Source organism: Nocardiopsis sp. NPDC057823 (assembly GCF_042797335.1).
GTDB lineage: Bacteria > Actinomycetota > Actinomycetes > Streptosporangiales > Streptosporangiaceae > Nocardiopsis > Nocardiopsis changdeensis.
In genome coordinates this window covers 651,365-673,191 of record NZ_JBHVLR010000001.1, presented here as the reverse complement: position 1 = coordinate 673,191, position 21,827 = coordinate 651,365, and the positions used below count along the sequence as shown (strand labels likewise).

The following is a 21,827-nucleotide window of genomic DNA, read 5'->3' as shown; positions in this document are numbered from 1 at the left end:
CCGTACGGGGGTGCGGGCGAGGGGGCGGCGGTATGGGCGTCGAAGAGTACGTGGTCGGCACGCTGGTGGTCGTGGTGGCGGTGATCATCGGCCGGCTGATCGCCATGAGGCTGCGGATCCCGGACGCGATCGTCCTGGTGGTGCTGGGCATGGCGCTGGGGCTGCTGCCCGGGGTGGACTCGCTGACGATCGCCCCCGAGATCGTGCTGCTGGTGTTCCTGCCGCCGCTGATCTACAACGCCGCGTTCTTCACCTCCCCCAGGGACTTCCGGGAGCTGCTCCGGCCGATCGTGGTCATGGCGGTCGGGGTGACCCTGGTGACGGCGCTGGGGCTGGCCGCGGTCGTCTACTTCCTCATCCCGGCGGTGAGCTGGCCCGCGGCGATCGCCCTGGGGGCGGCGATCGCGCCGACGGACGCGGTGGCGGCGTCGGCGATCCTCAAGCGGGTGGGCACGCCCCGGCGGGTGCTGACGATCCTGGAGGGCGAGTCGCTGATCAACGACGCGGTCGCACTCACCCTGTTCAGCCTGGCGCTGACGGCGATGTCGCATCCGCTGACCCCGTCCGAGGGCGTCGTGGAGCTGGCGAAGGTCGTGGTGGGCGGGCTGGCGTTCGGCGCGCTGGTGGCGTGGCTGGTGTCCTGGTCGCGCAGGCTGATCGAGGACTCCTCCGTCCAGCTGATGATCGTGCTGATCACCCCGTTCGCGGCCTACGTCCCCTCGGAGATGCTGGGCTTCTCGGGGGTGCTGTCGGCGGCGCTGGCCGGGATCGTGCTGGGCACCCGGGGCGAGGGCCTGCTGCCGCCGAAGGTGCGGGTGACCGCGCAGACGCTGTGGCAGACCCTGGTGGCGGTGCTGGAGTCCATGCTGTTCGTGCTGCTGGGCCTGCAGCTGGACGCGGTGATCACGGCCGTCCGCGAACACTACTCGTTCCCGCGGCTGGTACTGGTGGCGCTGCTGGTGACGGTCACGGCGGTGGTCCTGCGGATGGGGCTGATGATGGTGGTGATCCCGCTGCAACGGGTGATCCCCTTCCTCAACCTGGAGGTGTCGTCCTTCCGGGAGAGGGTCGTCATCGGGTGGAGCGGGATGCGCGGCGCCGTGTCGCTGGCGATCGCGCTGTCGCTGCCCGCCACCGTCGGGGGCGAGCCGTTCACCGAGCGCGGGGGGCTGATCTTCGTCGCCGGGGTGGTGGTGATGGGCACGCTGATGGGCCAGGGGCTCAGCCTGCCCCTGGTGCTGCGCAGGCTGGGGGTGGGCGGCGGGGACTCCCACCGGAAGGAGTTCCTGATCGCCGACCACGCGATGAGCTGCGCGGCGCTGAGCAAGGTGGATGAGCTCCAGACCTCCGGGGAGGTCGACGCCGGGACCGCGGAGTCGCTGCGGAGCGCGTACTCCCGGCGGGTGGGCGAGGTGCAGGCGCTGCTGGACGAGGACGACTCGGCGTTCGAGCGGGCGGAGAGCGTCAAGGCGGTGCACGCGCGGATCCTGGGCGCCCGCCGCGACACCCTGAAGGCGCTGTACCGGGAAGGGCGCATCGACCACGCGGTCTTCCAGTCGCTGAGCAGGGACATGGACCTCGGCGAGAGCAAGGGCGGGCCGTTCCAGGGCGGGTGAATTCCAGGCGGACGAATGGAGTCCCTTTCGGTACCGGGCCCCGAAGAAAACTGAAAGCTTTCCTTCCCATTGCATTGACGCGCGGGTAAGGCAACTCTAAGGTTTCTTAACAATTCAATCCCCCGACCTTCGTCACCCGCTCGACGGAAGGAACCCCCGACCGTGAACCGTCACCGAAGCCGTTCCCCCCGGGCGAAAGCCCTGGTGGCCGGGGCTTTCGCGCTCCTGACCGCCGCGTTCGCCATCGGCGCCGCCCAGCTCCCCGCAGGCCCCACCGAGGCCGAGACCGTGGCCGCAGAGGAGGCCGCCGTGCAGGCGAACGGGCAGTGGCTGACCGGCTACTGGCACAACTTCGACAACGGCTCCACCGTCATGCCGCTGTCGGAGATCCCCTCCGAGTACAACCTCGTCGCCGTCGCCTTCGCCGACAACCACCCGAGCCTCCCCGGCGGTATCACGTTCAACCTGGCCAGCGGCGAACTGAACGGGTACACCGACGCGCAGTTCCGCGCCGACATCGCGGCCATCCAGGCCCAGGGCCGCAAGGTGGTCATCTCCGTCGGCGGCGAGCGCGGGAACGTGATCGTCTCCAACCCGACGCAGGCGCAGAACTTCGCCGACACCACGTACGCGCTGATGCAGGACTACGGGTTCGACGGCGTCGACATCGACCTCGAACACGGCATCAACGCCCAGTACATGACGGACGCGCTGCGCGACCTGCACGGCCAGGCCGGGAACGACCTGATCATCACGATGGCGCCGCAGACGATCGACTTCCAGGCCCCCACCATGGGGTACTACCAGCTGGCGTCGAACATCTCCGACATCCTCACCATCGTCAACATGCAGTACTACAACTCCGGCACGATGATGGGCTGCGACCAGAAGGTCTACTCCCAGGGCACGCCCGACTTCGTCGCCGCCCTGGCCTGCATCCAGCTGGAGATGGGCCTGGCCCCGAGCCAGGTCGGCCTGGGACTGCCGGCCACGCCCCGCGCCGCCGGCGGCGGGCACATGGCCCCGAGCCAGGTCGTCCGCGCCCTCGACTGCCTGGAGGCCGGGACCAACTGCGGCAGCTTCTCCCCCGCCACCCCGTACGGCCCCATCGGCGGCGTGATGACCTGGTCCATCAACTGGGACGCCACCAACGGCTACGCGTTCGCGAACACCATCTCCGACCGCCTGGCGCAGGGTCCCGGCACCGGCCCCACCAACCCGCCGACGGACCCGCCCACCGACCCTCCGACGAACCCGCCCGGCGACTGCACCGCCCCCGCCTGGGCCTCCGGCACCGTCTACACCGGCGGCAACGTGGTCTCCCACAACGGCTCCGAATGGCGCGCCCAGTGGTGGACGCAGGGCGAGGAGCCCGGCACCACCGGCGAATGGGGCGTCTGGCGCCTCGTCGGCGCCTGCTGACCCGCCCCTGATCGGGCCGCCCGGCGCAGGCCGCCGGGCGGCCCGCCCCCCCCCCATACCCACCCCCCCGCCCCCCCGGCCCCCGGGGGTGTTGGGGGGGGGTGGGTCGTGGCGGCCCCGTCCGGCCCGGCCGTTGGGGGGGCGGGCGCGCGCCGCCCGCCGGGCGCCCCGCCCACGCCCCTTCCCCTCCCCCGCTCCCCCCGGCCACCGGCCGGCGGGGTCCTCTGCCGTGCCCTCGGACGGGTCCGGCGCATCCCCCGAGATCCCGAGGAAGGTCCCCCATGCCCGAAACCCGACCCCGCGGCGGCCCCGCCCGCCGGTTCGGCTCCGCCCTGGCGGCGCTGACCCTGGCGGCGGGGGCGCTGTTCACCCCCGCGGTCGCCCAGGCCGCACCGGTCGCGCCCACCGCTCCGGCCGCTCCGGCCGAGGTGTCCGCCTCCTCCGACGCCGAGTGCCGCCCCGACGGGCTGTACCCCACCCCCGGCGTGGACGTCCCCTACTGCGACGTCTACGACACCGACGGCCGCGAGAAGCTCCCCAACGACCTGGACCGCCGGGTCATCGGGTACTTCACCAGCTGGCGCAACGGCGCCAACGGGCAGCCCGAGTACCTCGCCGACGACATCCCCTGGGACCGGATCTCCCACATCAACTACGCCTTCGCGCACGTGGGCCCGGACAACCGGGTCTCCGTGGGCGCCGACACCCCCGACAACCCGGCCACCGGGATGACCTGGGAGGGGCTGGAGCCCGACCCGGAGTTCGACTACCAGGGGCACTTCAACCTGCTCAACAGCTTCAAGAAGGAGCACCCCGGGGTGAAGACCCTGGTGGCGGTCGGCGGCTGGGCCGAGACCGGCGGGTACTTCGACGCGGACGGCGAGCGGGTGGCCAGCGGCGGGTTCTACTCGATGACCACGACCCCCACCGGGGTCAACCACGAGGGCATCGAGACGTTCGCGGACTCGGCCGTGGAGTTCGTGCGCGAGTACGGGTTCGACGGGCTGGACATCGACTACGAGTACGCCACCTCCAACAACGGCGCGGGCAGCCCGGACGACTTCTGGATCTCCGACGCCCGGCGCGGCCTGCTGTGGGAGGGCTACGAGGAGCTGATGCGCGTCCTGCGCGAGAAGCTGGACGAGGCGTCCGCCCAGGACGGCACGTACTACCAGCTGACCGCCGCGGTGCCCGCCTCCGGTTGGCTGCTGCGCGGCCAGGAGGTGCACCAGGTCGTGCAGTACCTCGACTTCGTCAACATGATGACCTACGACCTGCACGGCACCTGGAACCACTTCGTCGGCCACAACGGCGCGCTGTACGACAGCGGCCTGGACCCCGAGCTGAGCGCGGTGTACGGGGCCTACAACGGCATCGGCTACCTCAACGCCGACTGGGCCCACCACTACTTCCGGGGCGCGATGCAGGCGGGCCGGATCAACCTGGGGGTGCCGTTCTACACACGCGGCTGGACGGACGTGCAGGGCGGCACGAACGGGCTGTGGGGGACCTCGGCGCTGCCGGACCAGACGCAGTGCCCGCCCGGCACCGGCGTCAACACCCCCTGCGGCAACGGGGCCGGCGGCATCGACAACCTGTGGCACGACAGCGACCCGGTGACCGGCGGGGAGATCCCGGCGGGCGCGAACCCGATCTGGCACGTCCTCAACCTGGAGGACGGCGTGGTCGGGGACTACGTGGACGACTACGGAGTGGACGGCACCCTCGAGGGCACCTACGTGCGGCACTGGGACGACGTCACGAAGAACGAGTGGTGGTGGAACGCGCAGACCCGCACGTTCCTGACCGGTGACGCCGAACAGACCATCCGGACCAAGGCCGACTACGTGGCCGACACCGGCCTGGGCGGCGTCATGATCTGGGAGATGGCGGGCGACTACTCCTACAACACCGCCGCGGGCCAGTACGAGATGGGCGACACCCTCATCACGTCGCTGCACGAGACCCTGAGCGACGCCGGGCCGTACGGCGCGATCAAGGCCGAGACGGAGGCCCCGGCCGAGGTCCTGGACGTGGACGTGGACTTCGGGGAATTCGCGCTGGGCGACAACAACTACCCCATCAACCCCAAGGTCACCATCACCAACAACTCGGCGGTCGAGATCCCCGGCGGGTCCAAGATCACCTTCGACTACGGCACCTCCGCCCCGGGCAACATGGGCGACCAGTCCGGCCTGGGGCTCACCCACCTCCGGATCGGGCACGACCGGGCGAACAACGTCGGCGGTCTCGACGGGGACTTCCACCGGGCGCAGATCACCGTGCCGGGCTGGCAGTCGATCCCGGCGGGCGGGACGTTCTCGTTCGACCTCAGCTGGCGGCTGCCCATCGCGCAGCCCTCCAACTGGCGGATCGAGGTGGGCGGCACCGAGTACGCCATCACCTACGACCACCCGCGCGAGGGCACCGTGGTGGAGGGCCCCGGCGGCGGGGACCCCGGCGGCGGCGAGCCGGGCGACTGCACCGCCCCCGCCTGGGCCTCCGGCACCGTCTACAACGGCGGCGACGTGGTCTCCCACGAGGGCTCCGAATGGCGCGCCCAGTGGTGGACCCAGGGCGACGAGCCGGGCACCACCGGCGAATGGGGCGTCTGGCGCCTCGTCGGCGCCTGCTGACCCCGGGCCGCGCGCGGGGGCCCGTCCCCCCACCCGCTCCGCGCGGCCCCGCATGAGAAGGGGCGGGAGCGCCGTTCCCCCGGCGCTCCCGCCCCTCCGTGCTTCTCCGGGAAGGCGCGTGCGGGTTCTCAGACGAGGGGGAGGGAGCGGCGGAGGATGCTCGGGGCGACGCCGTCGCTGGCCTCGGCGACGGCGCGGCGCTCCTCGGGAACCTCGCCGTAGAGGGTGGTGCGCTGGCGCAGCGGGCGGCCGGTGGGCCCGACCAGCGCGCGGATGTCGGTGATGGTCTTGTACGAGCCCTGGTCCGAGCCCGCCATCCGGCTGATCGTCTCCTCCATCAGGGTGCCGCCCACGTCGTTGACCCCGCCGCGCAGCAGCAGGCGGCAGGTGTCCTCGGCGAGCTTCACCCACGAGCACTGGATGTTGTCGATCGCCCCGTGCAGCAGCAGGCGGGCCAGCGCGTGCACCGCCCGGTTCTCCCGGACGGTGGGGCCGGTGCGGGCCAGGCCGGCCAGGTAGATGGGCGCGCTGGTGTGCACGAACGGCAGCGGCACGAACTCGGTGAACCCCGGCCGCCCGTTGCGCTCCAGGGAGCGCTCCTGGAGCGAGCGCAGCAGCTTGATGTGCGCCACCCAGTGGCGGGGCGAGTCCACGTGCCCGTACATCATCGTCGACGTGGTGGGGATGCCCAGGTCGTGCGCGGTGGTGATGACCTCGATCCACTCGCTCGCCGGGAGCTTGCCCTTGGTGAGGACCCAGCGGATCTCGTCGTCGAGGATCTCCGCCGCGGTGCCCGGGATCGACCCGAGCCCCGCGTCGCGGGCCCGGGTGAGCCACTCGCGGACGGGCAGGTTCGTGCGCGCCGCCCCGTTGACCACCTCCATCGGGCTGAACGCGTGGACGTGCATGCCCGGGACGCGCTCGCGGACGGCGGCGGCGATGTCGAAGTAGGCGGTGCCCGGCAGGTCGGGGTGGATCCCGCCCTGCATGCACACCTCGGTGGCGCCGGCGTTCCACGCCTCCTCGGCGCGGTCGGCCACCTGGTCCAGGGACAGGGTGTAGGCGTCGGCGTCGGTGCGGCGCTGCGCGAACGCGCAGAACCGGCAGCCGGTGTAGCAGACGTTGGTGAAGTTGATGTTCCGGGTGACCACGAACGTGACGTCGTCGCCGACCGCGTCGCGGCGCAGCCCGTCGGCCAGCTCCGCCAGGGCCTCCAGCTCGGGCCCGTCGGTGTGCAGCAGGGCCAGGGCGTGGGCGTCGGAGAGCCCGGCGGGGTCCTTCTCCGCGGCGCGCAGGGCGTCGGCGACCTCCGGGTCGAACCGGCGGGGCACCGCGCCCTCGCGGTCGACGCCCTCGCGCAGGGACTCCCAGTCGCCGTACACCGAGTCGAAGTCGCCGCGCCGGTCGCCGGTGCGGCCCTCGGTGTCCACCGCGGTGTGCAGGTCGGTGCGCCCGGTGTCGGCCAGCACGGCCTCGGGCTCCTGCCAGGGGCGGCCCACCACGGGGGCGTCCTCGCGGGCCAGGCCGGTCTCGGGGTCCGCCAGGGCCTCGACGTGCGCCCGCAGCCGCGGGTCGAGCCACGGCTCGCCGGCGAGGACGTACTCCGGGTACGCGGTGAGCCGCTCCCTGAGCTCGAACCCCTGGGCGGCGGTGCGGGCGGCCAGGTCGTCGATCTGCGGCCAGGGCCGCTCCGGGTTCACGTGGTCGGCGGTGAGCGGGGAGACGCCGCCCCAGTCGTCGATGCCCGCGCGGAGCATGAGGGCGTACTCGTCGCGGCCGCCGTCCTGCCCGCCGATGAGGTTGGGCGGGGCCTGGATGTGCGCCCTGGGCCCCATGACCAGGCGGGTGACGGCGATGGTGGCGGCCATCTCGTCGATCTCGGCGTCGGCCCGGTGCATCATCGCGGTGTCCGGCTTGGCGCGGAAGTTCTGGACGATGACCTCCTGGATCCCGCCGTGGCGGCGGGCGACGGAGCGCATCGCGAAGATGGACTCGGCCCGGTCGGCGAACGTCTCCCCGATGCCCAGCAGGATCCCGGTCGTGAAGGGGACGCTGGTGCGGCCCGCGTCCTCCAGGGCGCGCAGGCGGACGGCCGGGTCCTTGTCCGGGCTGCCGTAGTGGGGCTGCCCCTTCTCCTCGAACAGCCGCCGGGAGGTGGTCTCCAGCATCATGCCCATGGACGGGGCGACGGGCTTGAGGCGCTGGAAGTCGGCCCAGGTGAGCACGCCCGGGTTGAGGTGGGGCAGCAGCCCGGTCTCCTCCAGGATCATGATGGAGACGGCGCGCACGTAGGACAGGGTGTCGTCGTAGCCGTGGGCGTCGAGCCACTCGGCGGCCTGCTTCCACCGGTCCTCGGGGCGGTCCCCCAGGGTGATGAGGGCCTCCTTGCAGCCCATCGCTGCGCCCCGGCGGGCGATGTCGAGGACCTCGTCGGGGGACATGAACGGCGATTCCAGGCGGCCGGGCACGGTCGCGAAGGTGCAGTAGTGGCAGCGGTCCCGGCACAGGCGGGTGAGGGGGACGAACACCTTGCGGCTGTAGGTCACCACACCGGGCCGGCCGGCCGCCTCCAGGCCCGCGTCGCGCACCCGGGAGGCGTATCCCAGGAGGGTCTCCAGGTCCTCGCCGCGCGCGTGCAGCAGGACCTCCGCCTCGGCGGCGTCCAGGGTCTTGCCGTCGCGGGCGCGGGCCAGGGCGCGGCGCACGGCGGACGGCGTGGGGGCGGGTTCGTTCGCACCGGTCATAAGCCGCACCCTACGCCCCGGCGGTTCCGCCCCGGTGAACCGCACCGGCCCCTGGCGGGGGCCGCGCGGCCGGAGGGCGGGAGCGGAGGGCGCCGTGGTCCGGCGGGCACCGCCCGGGGCGTAGGGTCGGCGCAGGACGGAGATGAGGAGGGACCGCGTGCTCGCTCGACTGCGCCGCGACCCCTGGGTGCGATCGGCGCTGGTGGTCCTGTTGTGCGCGTGCGCCGCGTGGGCGCTGCACGGGCACTGGGAGCAGGCGCGCGACGCCGCGCTGTCCCTTCCGCTGTGGACGCTGCCGCTGGCGGTACTGGCCGGGATGGCCGGGCTGACCGCGCAGATGATGGCCTGGCGCGCGCTGCTGGCCGGGCTGGGCTCGCCGCTGCCGGTGCCGGTGGCGGCGCGGGTGATGTTCGTGGGCCAGCTGGGCAAGTACCTGCCGGGCTCGGTGTGGGCGTTCGTGGCCCAGGTGGAGCTGGCCCGCGACCGCGAGGTGCCCCGGGTCCGGGGCACGGCGGCGACCCTGCTGGCGGTGGGGGTGACGGTGGCCGCGGGGCTCGCGGTGGCCGCGGTGGCGCTGCCGCTGTCCTCGGCGGAGGCCGCCCGGACGTGGTGGTGGGCGCTGGCCCTGGCCCCGCTGCTGCTGGCCGGACTGCACCCGCGCGTGGTGCGGTGGGGGGTGCGCCTGGCGGCGCGCCCGTTCGCCCGGTTCCGGGAGGTCGCCGAGGCCGGCCCGCTGGACATCGGCGGCCGGGCGATGGCGGCGGCGCTGGGGTGGACCCTGGCGGCGTGGGTGCCGCTGGGCCTGCACCTGTGGGTGCTCGTGTGGGCGGTGGGCGGCGACCCCCGGGGGGCGCTGGCCCCGGCCGTGGGGGCGTACGCGCTGGCGTGGACGCTGGGCCTGCTGGTGGTGTTCGCCCCGGCCGGGCTGGGGGTGCGCGAGGCGGTGCTGGTGGTGGCCCTGGCCCCGGTCGTGGACGCCGGGGCGGCGCTGGTCGCGGCGGTGCTGTCGCGGCTGGTCATGACGGCCGCCGACGTCGCGTGGGCGGGGCTGTCGGTGCCGCTGTCCCGGCTCGGGGACCGCTCGGCGGACGCGGACGGGCCGCGGTCCGGACCGGCGTGAACCCCCTCGGGGGGATCGGGCTAACACGGGTAGAAGCACGTTCCCGACGTCCCCACGGATTGGACCCCCATGTCCCCCACCGCCTCCAGGGCGTTCCCGCCCGAAGAAGCGGAGAGCGACGCGTCGGTCGTCCGCCGGTCACTGCACGAGCCCACCGACTTCGGTGAGATCTTCCGCCGGCACGCGCCCGCACTGCACCGCTACGCGGCCCGAAGGCTCGGCTCCGCCGAAGCCGACGACGTGGTCGCCGAGACCTTCCACATCGCCTTCCGCAAGCGGCACCGCTACGACCCGGCGTACCCCGACGCGCGCCCGTGGCTGTGGCGGATCGCCGCCAACCTCATCCGCAGGCACCACCGCACCGAGACCCGCCACTACCGCGCCCTGGCGCGGACCGGCGTCGACCCGGTCATGGAGGGGCACGCCGACCGGGTCGGCGAGCGGGTGGACGCCGCCTCGGTGTCGGCCTCCCTGGCCGGCTCCCTGGCGGGGCTGTCCAAGGGCGACCGCGACGTCCTGCTGCTCATCGCCTGGGGCGAGCTGACCTACGAGGAGACCGCCTCGGTGCTGGGCATCCCCGTGGGCACCGTGCGCTCCCGGCTGCACCGCGCGCGCAGGCGCCTGCGCGCCGACCTGCCCGCATCCGCCGCCGACCACCAGGAGGTGACCCGGTGAACGAGCTCGACCACCTGAGGGACCTGAGGTCCCGCGTCCCCGAGCGCTCCCCCGAGGAGCTGGCGCTCCTCACCGGCTGGCGGCCGGGCGGGAGGGACTTCCGGCCGGTGCGCCGACCACGCCTGCTGTCACTGGCGCTGAGCGGGGCCGCGGTCGTCGCGGCGGCCGCGGTGTTCCTGGCGCTGGTGGTGTTCCCCGGCTCGCTCACCGTCGGTGTGGGACCGGCCACCGAGCCTTCCGGGGAGGCGACGGAGGCGGACGCCCCCGCCTGGGACGCGATGGCCCCGGTCATCGAGGCGGTCCGGAACCAGCCCGTCGAGGGCGAGGTCTGGTACCAGCGCACCACCGGGGGGCGGGCCCTTGCGGTGGGCCCCGAGGACGACAGGTACGGGGTCTACGACATCCGTTCCAACGAGCAGTGGAGCTGGATGGGCGAGCTCCCCGTCGAGAGGGGCGGCTCCCCGGGCGAGGAGGAGAGCCTGAACGCCCTGCGCTACGGTTTCGGCGGCTGGGCCCTGGTGGACGACAGGCATCGGGCCGCCTGGGAGCGCGACGGCTCCCCCGAGTCCTGGACGAACGACCAGACCGGTGATGGACCGGTCCCCTACGCCTCCGCCTCGAACGTCGAGGGTGAACTCATCGGCCCCGGCGGCGCCACGTGGAGTCTGGGGGGCGGGCAGCAGGAGCACCGGGACCTCCAGGAGCTGTCCCCCTCCCCGGAGGCGTTGCGGGAGATGATCCTCGCGCACGACGACCCGGATGCGCCTTCGAGCGAGGAGGACCGGCTCTTCTCGGAGATCGGCCACAACCTGGCCATCCCCCTTCCCCCCGAGACGATGGCCGGCATGTACACCGTCCTGGCCGGACTCTCCGGCCTGCGACCGCTCGGGGAGGTGACGGACCTGGCCGGCCGGGAGGCCGTGGGCGTGGCCTACACCCCCGCCGACCCCGGGGATTTCGGCACCGTCGAGTACCGTCTCCTCTTCGACCCCGTCACCGGCCTGCTGCTCTCCCGGGAACAGGTGGTGGTCGAGCCCGCCGCGTCGGCGGCCGACTGGTGCGAGCCCGGAGACGTGGTCGACTACACCATCTACGAGACCGCCTGGATCGCCGAGCCGCCGCTGTAGCGGTCCCGCGCCCCGCCGCAGGCCGTCCGGAGGCCCTCCGGGAAGGACGCGGCGGGGCGTCCACGGCCTGCCCGGGGTGCGCACGAGGGACCGCGCGCGCCCCGGGAGGTGAACCGCACACCCGGGGCGGGCGTCCCGACAGGGGCGTTCCGCCCCTGAGAATCCGCCCCCCGAAACAGGAGCCCCATGCGCACCGTCCGTTCCCTGCTCCCGGCCACCGCGGCCGTGGTCCTCACCCTGACCGCCTGTACCCAGGGCGCCGCGGCGCCCGCCGCCGAGACGTCCGCGGAGCCCGCGGAGGAGGTGCCCACCGCCCTGGAGGTGATGGCCCCGGTCATCGAGGAGGCCCGGAACATGCCCGTCAGGGGCGACGTCTGGAACCTGCGCACCGACTCGGCGGAGGCGTGGGGGGTGGGCCCGGAGGACGACAGGTACGGGGTGTACGACATCTACCACTCCGAGACCTGGAGCTGGGTGGACGAGTACGACATCGGGACCGGCCGGAGCGAGGGGGGCGAGGAGTGGGGGCTGCACGCCCAGCGGACCGATGCGACGACGTGGAGGCTGCTGAACGAGGACGCCTGGGCCGCGTGGGAGCGTGACGGCTCCCCCGTCCGGTGGGAGCCCGGACCCGAGGGGGAGCGCAGCGACATCCCCACGCAGGAGGAGGACTTCGGGGAGATGTCCGGCCCCCATCCCGGGGGCTGGGACTTCGGACTCGGCACCGTGGACCACCGGGGTCTCCAGGAGGCGTCCCCCGACCCCGAAGACCTCGAGGAGATGCTGTTCCCCGCCTCGGAGCCCATGCCTGACGACCCGGTGGCGCAGGGTCCTGACGGCATCAGGCACCCGTCGACGACGGGAGGCGGACACGAGGGCGAGGAGGCGCGGCGGTTCTCCTACGTCAGCCGGTCGCTGCACCTGCCCTTCCCGCCCGAGGTCAGAGCCGGCATGTACACCCTCCTGGCCGGGCTGCCCGGCGTCCGGCCGCTGGAGGCGGTGCGGGACGTGTCCGGCCGACCGGCCGTGGGTGTGGCCTACACCCTCGACCCGACCGACATCGGCACCGTCGAGCACCGGGTCCTCTTCGACCCCGCCACCGGCTGGCCGCTCTCCCAGGAACACGTGGTGGTCGAGCCCGCCGCGTCGGCGGCCGACTGGTGCGAGCCCGGAGACGTGGTGAAGTACACGCTCTACGAGTTCTCCATGTGGATCGACGGACCGCCGCTGTAGGCCGCCGCCCGCCGGGATCCGCGGTGGACGGCGCGGGTCCCGGCGCTCAGGCGGACAGGAGGCGCTCGATGTAGTCGGCCCACCAGGGCGCGGGGTCGACCGGGCGGACGCCGGCGCGCAGGCGCTCGGGGGTGCCCGGAGTGTAGAACTCCTCGAGCGCCCGGGCCAGGTCGTCAACGTCGCCCGGGGCGCACAGCAGCCCGTCCACACCCTCGCGGACGTGGTCGGCCAGCGCCCCGGCGCGGGTGGCGATCACCGGCAGGCCGTGCTCGTGGGCCAGCCACACGTTCTGGCTGGCGGTGGCGGTCCGGTAGGGCAGCACCACCGCGTCGGCGCCGGCGTACAGGTCCGGCAGCTCCTCGGCGGGCACGTACCCGTCCCGCAGCCGCACCCGGTCCCCGAGCCCCAGTTCCGCGGTGAGCGCCTCCAGCTCGGCGGTGCCGCCCCAGAACTCCCCTGCGACGGTCAGCGAGACGTCGCCGGGCGCCCCCGCGGCCAGGGCGCGCAACAGCACGTCCACGCCCTTGTAGGGGCGGACGATGCCCAGGAACAGCAGGTGGCGGCGCTCCCCCGGCTCCGGGGGGACGGCCGCGCCGGTGTCGGGCAGGTGCGGGGGCAGCACGGCCGTGACCGGGGCGCCGGCCCCGGCGCCGCGCATGCCCCGCGCCAGCAGGGCCTGGTCGGCGGAGTGCGCGAGCACCCCGTCCACCCTCCGCAGCAGCGACCGGACCAGCGACACGTCCACGGCCCGCCGCTCGTGCGGCAGCACGTTGTGGCACAGGGCGACCACCCGCGTGCGGTCGCCCCGCACCGACCGCACCCCGGCCAGGACGCCGAGGTAGGCGGGCACCTGCACGGGCGAGAACAGGGTGAGGACCACCAGGTCGGCCTCCCGGGCCAGCCGCCGCCCGGCCCGCCACCACCCGTCGGGCCGGTACCAGGCCAGCTCGCGCCTGGTGTCGGGGTAGGGCTCCCCCTCGGGCTCGTCGACGGTCTGCGTCCCCGGGTAGAGGGCCGCGGGGTACTGGGCCCGCCACGACTCGACCGCGGTGGGGTGCCCGGCGGCCCGCAGCCGGTGCGCCAGCTCGGTGGTGTGCCGGGCGCCGCCGCCCTTGTAGGGGTGGACCGGACCGACCAGCGCCACCCGCTCGGGGCTCACGCCCCGTCCCGGGAGCGCACGATCAGGTCGGCCAGCAGGGCGATCGCGGCGATGATCAGCCCCGTCATGAGGATCATGACGGTGTTGTTGGGGATGTACAGCGGGTTGCGCACCTGGTCGAACACGAACTTGGCGGCGCCCACGCCCAGCAGGGCGAGCGCGGGCGGCATCAGCACCTTGAGCGGGTTGAAGTACATGACCATGCGCAGCACCTGGAGGATGTACCGGTACGCGTCGGTGACGAAGTGGAACTTCGACTTCCCGGCGCGCTTGGCGTACTCGATCGGCACGTACCGCACCGGGTGCTGGTTGGACAGGAACGCCAGGGTGATGGTGGTGACGCAGGAGAACCCGGGCGGCAGCAGCCGCAGGTAGGGGCGGGCCACGTCCCGGCGGAACACGCGCAGCCCGGAGTTGAGGTCGGGGATGCGCGTGTTGGTGAGCTTCTCCGCGATCTTGCGGATGACCCACTTGGCGGGCACCCGCAGCGCCTTGTGGCTGCCCATCTCCTGGGTGCGGGCGCCCACGACCTGGTCGATCTCGGGGTCCTCGTCGAGCATGGCGACCAGCTCGGGGATGCGCTCGTTGGGGTAGCTCATGTCCGCGTCGGTCCACACCACGTACTCGCCGCGGGCGCGCTGGCTGCCGATGCGGCGGACCGTGCCGGAGCCGCCGTTGTGCCCGAACGCGATGATCCGCATGCTCGGGAACACGGGGGCGACCTCGCGCAGCCGCTCCAGGGTGGAGTCGGTGGAGGCGTCGTCGACGGCCAGCAGCTCGTACCCGTACCCGGACGCGTCCATGGCCGAGCAGATCCGCTTGACCTCGTCGACGACGTGGTCCTCCTCGTTGTAGCAGGGCAGGACGATGGTGACCCGCACCGGCGGGTCCTCGGACCCGGCTTCGGGGCGGGGGCTGGCGTCGTCGTGTGTCTGGCTCATGCGTTCTTCTCAGAGGGTGCGGGCGGGCTGCGCGGGGCGCGGGTCAGGGTCGGGGGACGACCGTGATCCACACGCTCCCGACGAAGCTCCAATGGCCGGTGGGCGGTTCCATGAGGGTACTCGGGTCCATCTGCGCCACCACGTGGAAGGGCCGCTCCGGCTCCACCTCGGGGACGAGGTCGGCCAGCTGCGCCCAGTCCTCGGAGGCGAGCACGGGTGTGCGGTCGCGCTCCAGGATCGCGGCGATGACACGGTCGGTGTTCTCCGGCGAGGCGTCGTCGAGCGCGGCGGTGGGCACCCCGCAGACGTTGCGCAGCAGCGGCATGTAGTTGCCCGCCATGCCGGGGTCGACCACGACCACCGAGGCGTCGTCGGGCAGGGCCGCGCACAATCGCTCGGTGGCCGCCACCGTCCCCACGTCCTGCCGGTACCCCATGATGCCGGCGAAGGAGGTGACGGCGGTGGGGGCGACCATCGCCACGGCCGCGCCGGCGGCGACCACCACCGGCAGCATGCGCAGGGCCGAGCCCTGCTTCTCCGCCTGTACGGCGACGGCGCAGTAGCGGGTGAGCCAGGCCAGGAACCAGACCGCGAACAGCACGAACGCGGGGATGACCAGGACGATGAGGCGGCGGCTGGCCCAGGGGTGGTCGGGGGTGATGGCGGGGCGCATGAGGGTGGTGGCCACCGACCACACCAGCAGCATGGCGGGCAGCAGCCACTGGGGGTCGCGCCACTGCGTGAGGCGGCGCAGGACCATGGCCACGCCCAGGGACGCGAACAGGACGGTGCCCAGGCCCACGTACCAGCCCACCCAGTACAGGCTCATGTCGTAGTAGGTGCGGCTGCCCTCGATCGGCAGCCCCTCCTGGGACTGGACGTAGGCGACCCAGCCGTCGGTGAAGTCGCTGCCGTGGCCGTAGTCGGGCCACAGCAGCGGACGGACGGCGAAGCCGGCCATGGTGACCAGGGCCAGGGCGGCGACGGCGCCGGGCAGCCACCGCACCCGGTCGGTGCGCGGCAGGCCGTGCCGCCACAGGACCGCGGTGCCCGCGGCCGCGGCCAGGACCACCCCGCCGCTGATCATCAGCAGCGGGTCCAGGGAGTCCGACAGGTACTCCAGGTAGGGCAGGGACAGCCCGTACCCCGCGTAGAAGCCCAGACCGGTGCCGAGCGCCAGGCCGCCGAGCAGCGGGAGGGCCTGGCCGCGCCGGGCGAGCAGGAGCAGGGCGACGAACCCGATGACGGGCAGCAGGTCGCGGATGGCGTCGATGCGCACGACCAGGGCCAGGCCGAGCACCAGTCCGGCGACGGCGGCCAGGGTCTGGGTCCGCGACCACCTGTCGGTGATGTGGGTGCGCCTGACCAGGGAGTCGTAGGCCAGGACCAGCCCGCCGAGGAGGAGGATCTGGGTGACGGGCTCGCTGTAGGTGAACCGGCTGACCCACTGCTGGGGCAGGCACAGGGCCAGGACCAGGGCGGCCAGGGGCGCCCAGCGGGCGCCGACCAGGCGGGCGGCGAGTCCGGCAAAGGTCAGGACGCCCAGGGCGCCCAGGACCGGCGTGGCGACGAGCATGCCGTCGAGCCCGCCCAGCCAGTACCCGATGGCGGTGACCAGGGGGGCGCCCGCCATGAACTGGGGCCAGATGACGTCGCCGCGCTCGTAGTGCGCCAGGCTCTGGTAGCTCAGCGCGGGGTCGTCCCCGGCGATGAGCTCGCGCTGCTGCGGGATCGGCAGGTGGCCGTTCTCGGCGATCCACACCGTGTACATGGCGTAGGAGGCCGGGTCGCGGCGGATGACCAGGGCCTCGGCGTGGTAGGCGATCTGCACGATCGCGAACGCGGCCGCGACCACCAGGACCAGGACGACGGGCCACCAGGGCACGTCCTCCTCCGGGTCGGGGATGAGCCGCGGCACCAGGGCGCCGGCCGCGATCACGGCGGGCACCCCGAGGATCAGGGCGATCCAGGGAGTGAACAGACCGAGTGCCAGGAGGGGGAAGGCCACCAGGAGCCAGGCGGACACGGCGATCGCGGGCAGCGCGGTGACACGGGCGAGGAATCGTCCGGGGAGCAAGCGCATGGGGTAACTCTGACACTTCCCGTCACCCCCTCGCACACCGTGCGGCGCTTTGTTACGGACCCGCCGCCTCCCGCTCCCGGCGGGTTCTAGGGCGTGTTCGGCGGATCATTCCGGGTCGCGGCCGCGAGGCCTCCTCTCGCCGCGCCGCCTGCGCTCGGACAGCCGACCCCGGGCTGACCCGCGCCGGCCGTCTTGCGAGAGATCGCCTCGCGGCCGCTCCCGGCATTCGGCGCAAGCGCCGAAACGCTCGAAAGCATCCACCGAACACGCCCTAGAGTGGTGGCCATGTCCGAAACTCCCGCGCAGCTGTGGCGCGACCTGGTCGCCGCCGACCCCTCCCGCCCGTTCGTCACCTCCTACGACGCCTCGGGCGGCCGGGTGGAACTGTCCCGGGCCACCTTCGACAACTGGGTGTCCAAGACCGCGAACATGCTCGTGGACGGCTTCGGCACCCAGCCGGGCGACCGGGTGGTGGCGGCCCTGCCCGTGCACTGGCAGGCGCTGGTGTGGCTGACGGCGTGCTGGTCGGTGGGCGCGGTCGCCGAGGCGGCCGCGGGGTCCGGCCTGCCCGCGGACGCCCAGGTGGCGGTGGCCGACGAGGCCCGCCTGGAGGCGGCCCTGGACAGCGGGGCCGAGGAGGTCGTGGGCACCTCGCTGCACCCGCTGGGCCTGCCGCTGCGGGAGGTCCCGCCGATGGTGCTGGACTACTCGGTGGAGGTGCGCGGGTACGGCGACCGCTTCTCCCCCTACCCTGTGGACCCGCTGGCCCCGGCCCTGCGCCTGTCGGAGACCCGCACGGGCGAGGCCCTGGTCGTCCACGGCCGCGAGGGTGCGCGGCGCTGGGAGCTGACCGAGGCCGACCGGGTGGCGCTGCTCCTGGACCCCGCGGCCCCGCTGGAGGTGCTGGGCCGGAGCGCGGAGCTGCTGCTGGGACCGATGGCGGCGGGGGCTCCGATCATCCTGGCGCCGTTCCCCGGCCCCGGCGCCGACCCCCGGGACACCTGGAAGCGGCTGGAGGCGGAGCGCGCCACCGTGTTCGCGACCGCGGACGACGCGGACCCGCCCGGCGGGTCCCCCCTGCGGCGGATCTCCACGGCCGGCTGAGCCCGCGGGGCGGGTCCCGCCGGCCGGTCGCGCCCGCCCCGCCCCGGACGGACACGGGGCGGTGAAGAGGCCACCGCCCGCCCTCACCGCCGACGCCCCTCCCCGGACGGACACGGGGGCGGTGCGCCGCACCCCGCGCGGCGCACCGCCCCCTTCTCCCCGGCCCGACCCGGGGCGTCGGATCGGCCGGGTCTAGACGGCGAGGTCGTAGTCGTCCGTAGGCCCGCCCCGGCCGCGGGGCCGCCCGAACCGGCGCCGGTCGCCGTCCCGGAGGCGCTCCTCGCGGATGCGCCGCAGCTCGCGTTCGCGGGCGGCCTCCCGCTCCCGCTCCAGGCGGTGGAACTCGGCGGCCTCTGCCGCGGGGTCGTGGTGGTTCATGGCGTCCTCCCGGAGGTCCCGTCCCGGGCTCCGTCGTCCCGGATGACCTCAGACTCCCGCTAAGGACCCTGCCCGCACATCGGCATATCGGCGTATATCGCAGGCCACGGCCGCCTCATATCCCGCCCACCGCGGTCTGAGGGGGGCCTGAGGGGGGCGGGGCCCGGGCCGGCCGGAGCGGCCCGGGACCACCGCCTCAGGACTCGCGGTAGTAGGCGTCCGCGGCCGTGCCGCGGCGGGCACCGTAGTCGTAGGTGTACACCTCGCGGCCCTCGATGAACACGCGCTCGGCGCGGCTGCGCAGGTCCAGCGGGTCGCCCGACCAGAGCACGACGTCGCCGTCCAGCCCCGGCTTCAGGGAGCCGATCCGGTCGTCCAGGCCCATGATCTGGGCCGGGTTCACGGTCAGGGCGCGGATGGCCGAGTCCGGGTCCATGCCCTCCTTGACGCACAGGGCGGCCTGGAGGACCAGGAACTCGATGGGCACGACCGGGTGGTCGGTGGTGAGGGCCACCTTCACCCCGGCGCGGTCCAGGATGCCCGGGTTGGCCAGGGTCTTGTTGTTGACCTCGACCTTGGAGCGGCTGGTCATCAGCGGGCCGGTGATCACGGGGATGTTCCGGGCGGCCAGCTCGTCGGCCAGCAGGTGGCCCTCGGTGCAGTGGTTGACGATGAGCCGGTAGCCGAACTCGTCCGACAGGCGGATGGCGGTGTGGATGTCGTCGGCCCGGTGGGTGTGCTGGCACCAGGGCAGCTCCCGGTCCAGGACCCGGACCAGCACCTCCAGCGTGTTGTCCCGGTCGAAGGGCTTGCCCTCGGCCTCGGCGTGCTCCTTCTTGGCCTTGTAGTCCTGGGCCTTGGTGAAGGCGTCGCGGATGACCGCGGCCACGCCCTGGCGGGTGGAGGGCAGCTTGTCCTTGTTGCCGTAGACCCGCTTGGGGTTCTCGCCGAGCGCGCTCTTGACGCTGGCGGGGTGCTTGATGAGCCGGTCCTCCATGCTGCGGCCCCAGGACTTGACCGCCACGGTCTGCCCGCCGATGGGGTTGCCCGACCCGGGCTTGACCACCGAGCTGGTGACGCCTCCGGACAGGGCGTCGACGAAGCCGCGGTCGGCGGGGTTGATGGCGTCCAGGGCGCGCATCCGCGCCCCGTTGGGGTCGGTCATCTCGTTGGTGTCGTCACCGGCCCAGCCGATGCCCTCCTCGTCGATGCCGATGTGGCCGTGGGCCTCGACGAAGCCGGGGAGGACCCACTTGCCGGAGGCGTCGACGACGGTGGCGCCCTCGGGGACGGCCACCTCGGAGTCGGGGCCGACGGCGGTGATCCTGCCGTCGGAGATGAGGACCGTGCCGCCGTCGATGGGGTCCCCGTCGACGGGCACGACGTATCCGGATGTGATCGCGATATCCATGGCGGGCAACCTAGCCCATCATGGGACCCCGCCCCAAGACCTTTCGTGGGAGCGCTTCCCCGGCCCGCCCGCGTTCAGCCCTCGGGCCAGCGCGCGCTGAGGATCTCCGATTCGGGGGTCAGCTCCACCGTGACCTCCTCGATGGCGTCGCGGACCATGGAGCACCGCAGGACCTGCTCGGCGTCGGTGATGAGCTCCCCGCCCTGGGCGGCGAACGCGTACACGATGGGCGACCGGTCGCCGTACTCCATGAGCCGGAAGGGCCCGCCCAGCTCGGGGTGGCGGGGCGACTTCTCCGGGATCATCCCCAGCCGCACGATCCCGGCCGCCACCAGGTCGGCGAGGAAGCCGCGCTGGGCGTTGAGCACCTCGGCGCCGCCCTGGGGCCGCCGGAGCACGGTCTCGTTGAGGACCACCCGCAGCGACGGCCCGTCGGGTCCGGTCATCGCGGCCCGCAGGGACATCTCCTCCTCGACCATGGCCTCGACCTCGTCGTCGGACAGGTCGAAGTAGCTGGGCCGCAGCACCGCCCAGGAGTACTCCCGGGTGCGCAGGAACGGCGGGATGACCACCGGCTGGGTCTCCCACACCTCGGGGGCGTGCACGGTGAGTTCGCGCAGGTCCCCGAACTCGTTGGGGAACGCCTCCGCCTGGAGCGCGACCGCCCAGGCGTCGACCAGCTGGTGCTCGGTGCCCAGCGCGTTGTCCACCCGCTCGACCAGGGAGCGGGCCGGCCTGCAACGGGCGCTCTCCACCTCGCCGAGCTTGTCGTCGCTCACCCCGACCGTGGCGGCGAGTTCGGCGCGGGAGAGCCCCTTGTCCGAGCGGGCGCGCAGGATCCGCGCGCCGAAGGGGAGCCATACCGCCGAGGGCAACACCGTGTTCACGCCCATCATCCTCCTCCGTCGCCCGTGGGGCCGGACCTGGATCGACGCCGGGCGGCCCCGTGGTCCGACCCTCTCCCGGAGCGGGGTGCCCGGTCAAGCGACCGATGAGTGCGGCGATCCGTGATAAGTCAGTACAAGGTCTGACAATGCCACCCGGCGCTCCGGGTGTTCCCCCGATCAACAGGAAGAACCCGTGGCCTACCTCTACCTGCTGTTCTTCGTCGTGGCGCTGGCCGTGTGGGTGTACGCGCTGTTCGACGCCGTCGGCTCGGACGCCGACGCGGTGCGCCTGCTGCCCAAGCCCGCCTGGGTGGTGATCGTCCTGCTGCTGCCCAAGCTGGGCGCGCTGGCGTGGTTCGCCCTGGGCCGGCCGCGGCGGGCCCGGGCCGCCGGCCCCGTGCGCCCGCCCTCCCCCTTCCCCGAATACGACCATCCCAACCGGGCCCGGGCCGCGACGCCGCAGGAGGACGAGGAGTTCCTGCGCCGCTGCCGCGAACGCGCCGAGGAGCAGCGCCGCCGCGCCCGTGAGCAGGCCGAACGCCGGGACCAGGACGGCCCGGAGGAGACGCGGGACTGACGGGTCCCGCGTGGCGGGACGGGCCGACGGGGTCGGTACCCTTCAGTGGCGTCCACCGTCCCCACCGACCCCGAAGAGTGTTCCATGCGCCTGACCACCCTGTCCGCCGGCCTGCTGGCCGGAGCACTGCTCGCCACGACCGCCGCCTGCGGCAACGACGAAGAAGCGCCGGCCTCGACCGAGGTCCCGGACGTGGACGTCAGCGACGTGGAGGGCGCGACCCTGCACACGAACCACGGGGACATCACCGTGGACCTGCTGCCCGAGATCGCGCCGGTCACGGTCGCCAACTTCGTCGGCCTGGCCGAGGGCGCGGGAGTGGCCAACCCGGTGACCGGCGAGGCCGAGTTCTACGACGGCACGCTCTTCCACCGGGTCATCCCCGACTTCATGATCCAGGGCGGCGACCCCCAGGGCACGGGCACCGGCGGGCCGGGCTACCAGTTCCAGGACGAGTTCAGCGACGAGGAGACCTTCGACGAGCCGGGGGTGCTGGCGATGGCCAACTCCGGCCCGGGCACCAACGGCTCGCAGTTCTTCATCACCGTGGCGCCGACCCCGCACCTGCAGAACAAGCACACGATCTTCGGGCACGTCGCCGACGACGCCTCGATGGACGTGGCCGTGGAGATCTCCCAGATCGCCACCGAGGGCCAGGACCGCCCGGTCGAGGACGTGGTGATCGAGTCCGTCACCGTCCACCGCGCGGGCTGA

The 21,827-nt window shown here is 73.4% G+C and carries 17 protein-coding genes; 10 read left to right on the top strand and 7 right to left on the bottom strand.

Annotation, left to right across the window (positions count from 1 at the left end; translation table 11 throughout):
* Positions 1-32 precede the first annotated feature (32 nt).
* The 3 genes from ACFVNO_RS03135 to ACFVNO_RS03125 all read left to right on the top strand — a co-directional run bounded on the left by ACFVNO_RS03135 (position 33) and on the right by ACFVNO_RS03125 (position 5,674).
* On the top strand, positions 33-1,616 hold the full coding sequence (locus tag ACFVNO_RS03135; protein ID WP_378888780.1) for a Na+/H+ antiporter: 1,584 nt from the start codon (positions 33-35) through the stop codon (positions 1,614-1,616).
* Between the two features lie 162 nt (positions 1,617-1,778).
* On the top strand, positions 1,779-3,038 hold the full coding sequence (locus tag ACFVNO_RS03130) for a glycosyl hydrolase family 18 protein (protein ID WP_378888777.1): 1,260 nt from the start codon (positions 1,779-1,781) through the stop codon (positions 3,036-3,038).
* Between the two features lie 281 nt (positions 3,039-3,319).
* The gene (locus ACFVNO_RS03125; protein ID WP_378888775.1) at positions 3,320-5,674 is read left to right on the top strand and encodes a chitinase C-terminal domain-containing protein; all 2,355 of its coding nucleotides are present in this window, start codon (positions 3,320-3,322) and stop codon (positions 5,672-5,674) included.
* Between the two features lie 128 nt (positions 5,675-5,802).
* Here the strand turns inward: ACFVNO_RS03125 and ACFVNO_RS03120 are convergent, their stop codons facing one another.
* On the bottom strand, positions 5,803-8,418 hold the full coding sequence (locus ACFVNO_RS03120; protein ID WP_355256717.1) for a bifunctional FO biosynthesis protein CofGH: 2,616 nt from the start codon (positions 8,416-8,418) through the stop codon (positions 5,803-5,805).
* 157 nt (positions 8,419-8,575) lie between these two features.
* Between ACFVNO_RS03120 and ACFVNO_RS03115 the strand changes: the two genes are divergently transcribed.
* From ACFVNO_RS03115 to ACFVNO_RS03100, 4 genes are all read left to right on the top strand, one after another.
* On the top strand, positions 8,576-9,538 hold the full coding sequence (locus ACFVNO_RS03115) for a lysylphosphatidylglycerol synthase domain-containing protein (protein ID WP_355256714.1): 963 nt from the start codon (positions 8,576-8,578) through the stop codon (positions 9,536-9,538).
* Between the two features lie 69 nt (positions 9,539-9,607).
* Positions 9,608-10,213 (top strand): sigma-70 family RNA polymerase sigma factor, encoded by a 606-nt coding sequence (locus ACFVNO_RS03110; RefSeq protein WP_355256711.1) that lies wholly within the window; start codon positions 9,608-9,610, stop codon positions 10,211-10,213.
* Positions 10,210-11,340 (top strand): CU044_5270 family protein, encoded by a 1,131-nt coding sequence (locus ACFVNO_RS03105; protein ID WP_378888772.1) that lies wholly within the window; start codon positions 10,210-10,212, stop codon positions 11,338-11,340. The genes ACFVNO_RS03110 and ACFVNO_RS03105 overlap by 4 nt, the downstream gene beginning before the upstream one ends.
* Before the next feature lie 186 nt (positions 11,341-11,526).
* Positions 11,527-12,573 carry a hypothetical protein gene (locus ACFVNO_RS03100; RefSeq protein ID WP_378888770.1) on the top strand — a complete coding sequence of 349 codons (1,047 nt, stop codon included), beginning with the start codon at positions 11,527-11,529 and terminating at the stop codon, positions 12,571-12,573.
* 46 nt (positions 12,574-12,619) lie between these two features.
* Here ACFVNO_RS03100 and ACFVNO_RS03095 read toward each other — a convergent pair whose 3' ends face one another.
* The 3 genes from ACFVNO_RS03095 to ACFVNO_RS03085 are packed head-to-tail and all read right to left on the bottom strand — an operon-like array spanning position 12,620 to position 16,756.
* Positions 12,620-13,732 (bottom strand): glycosyltransferase family 4 protein, encoded by a 1,113-nt coding sequence (locus ACFVNO_RS03095; RefSeq protein ID WP_378888768.1) that lies wholly within the window; start codon positions 13,730-13,732, stop codon positions 12,620-12,622.
* A complete protein-coding gene (locus ACFVNO_RS03090) occupies positions 13,729-14,673 on the bottom strand; it encodes a glycosyltransferase family 2 protein (protein ID WP_355256700.1) in 945 nt (314 codons plus the stop codon). Before ACFVNO_RS03090 ends, ACFVNO_RS03095 begins: the two co-directional genes overlap by 4 nt.
* A 43-nt stretch (positions 14,674-14,716) precedes the next feature.
* Positions 14,717-16,756: a hypothetical protein gene (locus tag ACFVNO_RS03085; RefSeq protein WP_378888765.1), complete on the bottom strand. Its 2,040-nt coding sequence runs from the start codon at positions 16,754-16,756 to the stop codon at positions 14,717-14,719.
* Positions 16,757-17,041: 285 nt separating this feature from the next.
* Between ACFVNO_RS03085 and ACFVNO_RS03080 the strand changes: the two genes are divergently transcribed.
* Positions 17,042-17,860, top strand: coding sequence for a TIGR03089 family protein (locus ACFVNO_RS03080; protein WP_355256695.1), 819 nt, complete (start codon positions 17,042-17,044; stop codon positions 17,858-17,860).
* A 192-nt stretch (positions 17,861-18,052) separates the two neighbouring features.
* On the opposite strand, the gene ACFVNO_RS03075 is transcribed toward ACFVNO_RS03080, so the two are convergent.
* From ACFVNO_RS03075 to ACFVNO_RS03065, 3 genes are all read right to left on the bottom strand, one after another.
* Positions 18,053-18,238 (bottom strand): hypothetical protein, encoded by a 186-nt coding sequence (locus ACFVNO_RS03075; RefSeq protein ID WP_355256692.1) that lies wholly within the window; start codon positions 18,236-18,238, stop codon positions 18,053-18,055.
* Between the two features lie 196 nt (positions 18,239-18,434).
* Positions 18,435-19,649 carry an amidohydrolase gene (locus tag ACFVNO_RS03070; RefSeq protein ID WP_355256689.1) on the bottom strand — a complete coding sequence of 405 codons (1,215 nt, stop codon included), beginning with the start codon at positions 19,647-19,649 and terminating at the stop codon, positions 18,435-18,437.
* A gap of 74 nt (positions 19,650-19,723) precedes the next feature.
* The gene (locus ACFVNO_RS03065; protein WP_220565025.1) at positions 19,724-20,542 is read right to left on the bottom strand and encodes a helix-turn-helix transcriptional regulator; all 819 of its coding nucleotides are present in this window, start codon (positions 20,540-20,542) and stop codon (positions 19,724-19,726) included.
* Positions 20,543-20,729: 187 nt separating this feature from the next.
* Between ACFVNO_RS03065 and ACFVNO_RS03060 the strand changes: the two genes are divergently transcribed.
* Both ACFVNO_RS03060 and ACFVNO_RS03055 read left to right on the top strand, forming a co-directional pair.
* Positions 20,730-21,113, top strand: a complete 384-nt coding sequence (locus tag ACFVNO_RS03060; protein ID WP_378888759.1) for a PLD nuclease N-terminal domain-containing protein — start codon at positions 20,730-20,732, stop codon at positions 21,111-21,113.
* 84 nt (positions 21,114-21,197) lie between these two features.
* Positions 21,198-21,827 carry a peptidylprolyl isomerase gene (locus ACFVNO_RS03055; protein WP_355256682.1) on the top strand — a complete coding sequence of 210 codons (630 nt, stop codon included), beginning with the start codon at positions 21,198-21,200 and terminating at the stop codon, positions 21,825-21,827.

What these genes read in the sequence shown, in the direction of transcription:
- ACFVNO_RS03075 (WP_355256692.1), bottom strand. Translation starts at nt 18,238, where the DNA reads ATGAACCACCACGACCCCGCGGCAGAGGCCGCCGAGTTCCACCGCCTG.
- ACFVNO_RS03080 (WP_355256695.1), top strand. Translation starts at nt 17,042, where the DNA reads ATGTCCGAAACTCCCGCGCAGCTGTGGCGCGACCTGGTCGCCGCCGAC.
- ACFVNO_RS03090 (WP_355256700.1), bottom strand. Translation starts at nt 14,673, where the DNA reads ATGAGCCAGACACACGACGACGCCAGCCCCCGCCCCGAAGCCGGGTCC.
- ACFVNO_RS03065 (WP_220565025.1), bottom strand. Translation starts at nt 20,542, where the DNA reads ATGGGCGTGAACACGGTGTTGCCCTCGGCGGTATGGCTCCCCTTCGGC.
- ACFVNO_RS03135 (WP_378888780.1), top strand. Translation starts at nt 33, where the DNA reads ATGGGCGTCGAAGAGTACGTGGTCGGCACGCTGGTGGTCGTGGTGGCG.
- ACFVNO_RS03055 (WP_355256682.1), top strand. Translation starts at nt 21,198, where the DNA reads ATGCGCCTGACCACCCTGTCCGCCGGCCTGCTGGCCGGAGCACTGCTC.
- ACFVNO_RS03085 (WP_378888765.1), bottom strand. Translation starts at nt 16,756, where the DNA reads ATGCGCTTGCTCCCCGGACGATTCCTCGCCCGTGTCACCGCGCTGCCC.
- ACFVNO_RS03110 (WP_355256711.1), top strand. Translation starts at nt 9,608, where the DNA reads ATGTCCCCCACCGCCTCCAGGGCGTTCCCGCCCGAAGAAGCGGAGAGC.
- ACFVNO_RS03125 (WP_378888775.1), top strand. Translation starts at nt 3,320, where the DNA reads ATGCCCGAAACCCGACCCCGCGGCGGCCCCGCCCGCCGGTTCGGCTCC.
- ACFVNO_RS03120 (WP_355256717.1), bottom strand. Translation starts at nt 8,418, where the DNA reads ATGACCGGTGCGAACGAACCCGCCCCCACGCCGTCCGCCGTGCGCCGC.
- ACFVNO_RS03070 (WP_355256689.1), bottom strand. Translation starts at nt 19,649, where the DNA reads ATGGATATCGCGATCACATCCGGATACGTCGTGCCCGTCGACGGGGAC.
- ACFVNO_RS03100 (WP_378888770.1), top strand. Translation starts at nt 11,527, where the DNA reads ATGCGCACCGTCCGTTCCCTGCTCCCGGCCACCGCGGCCGTGGTCCTC.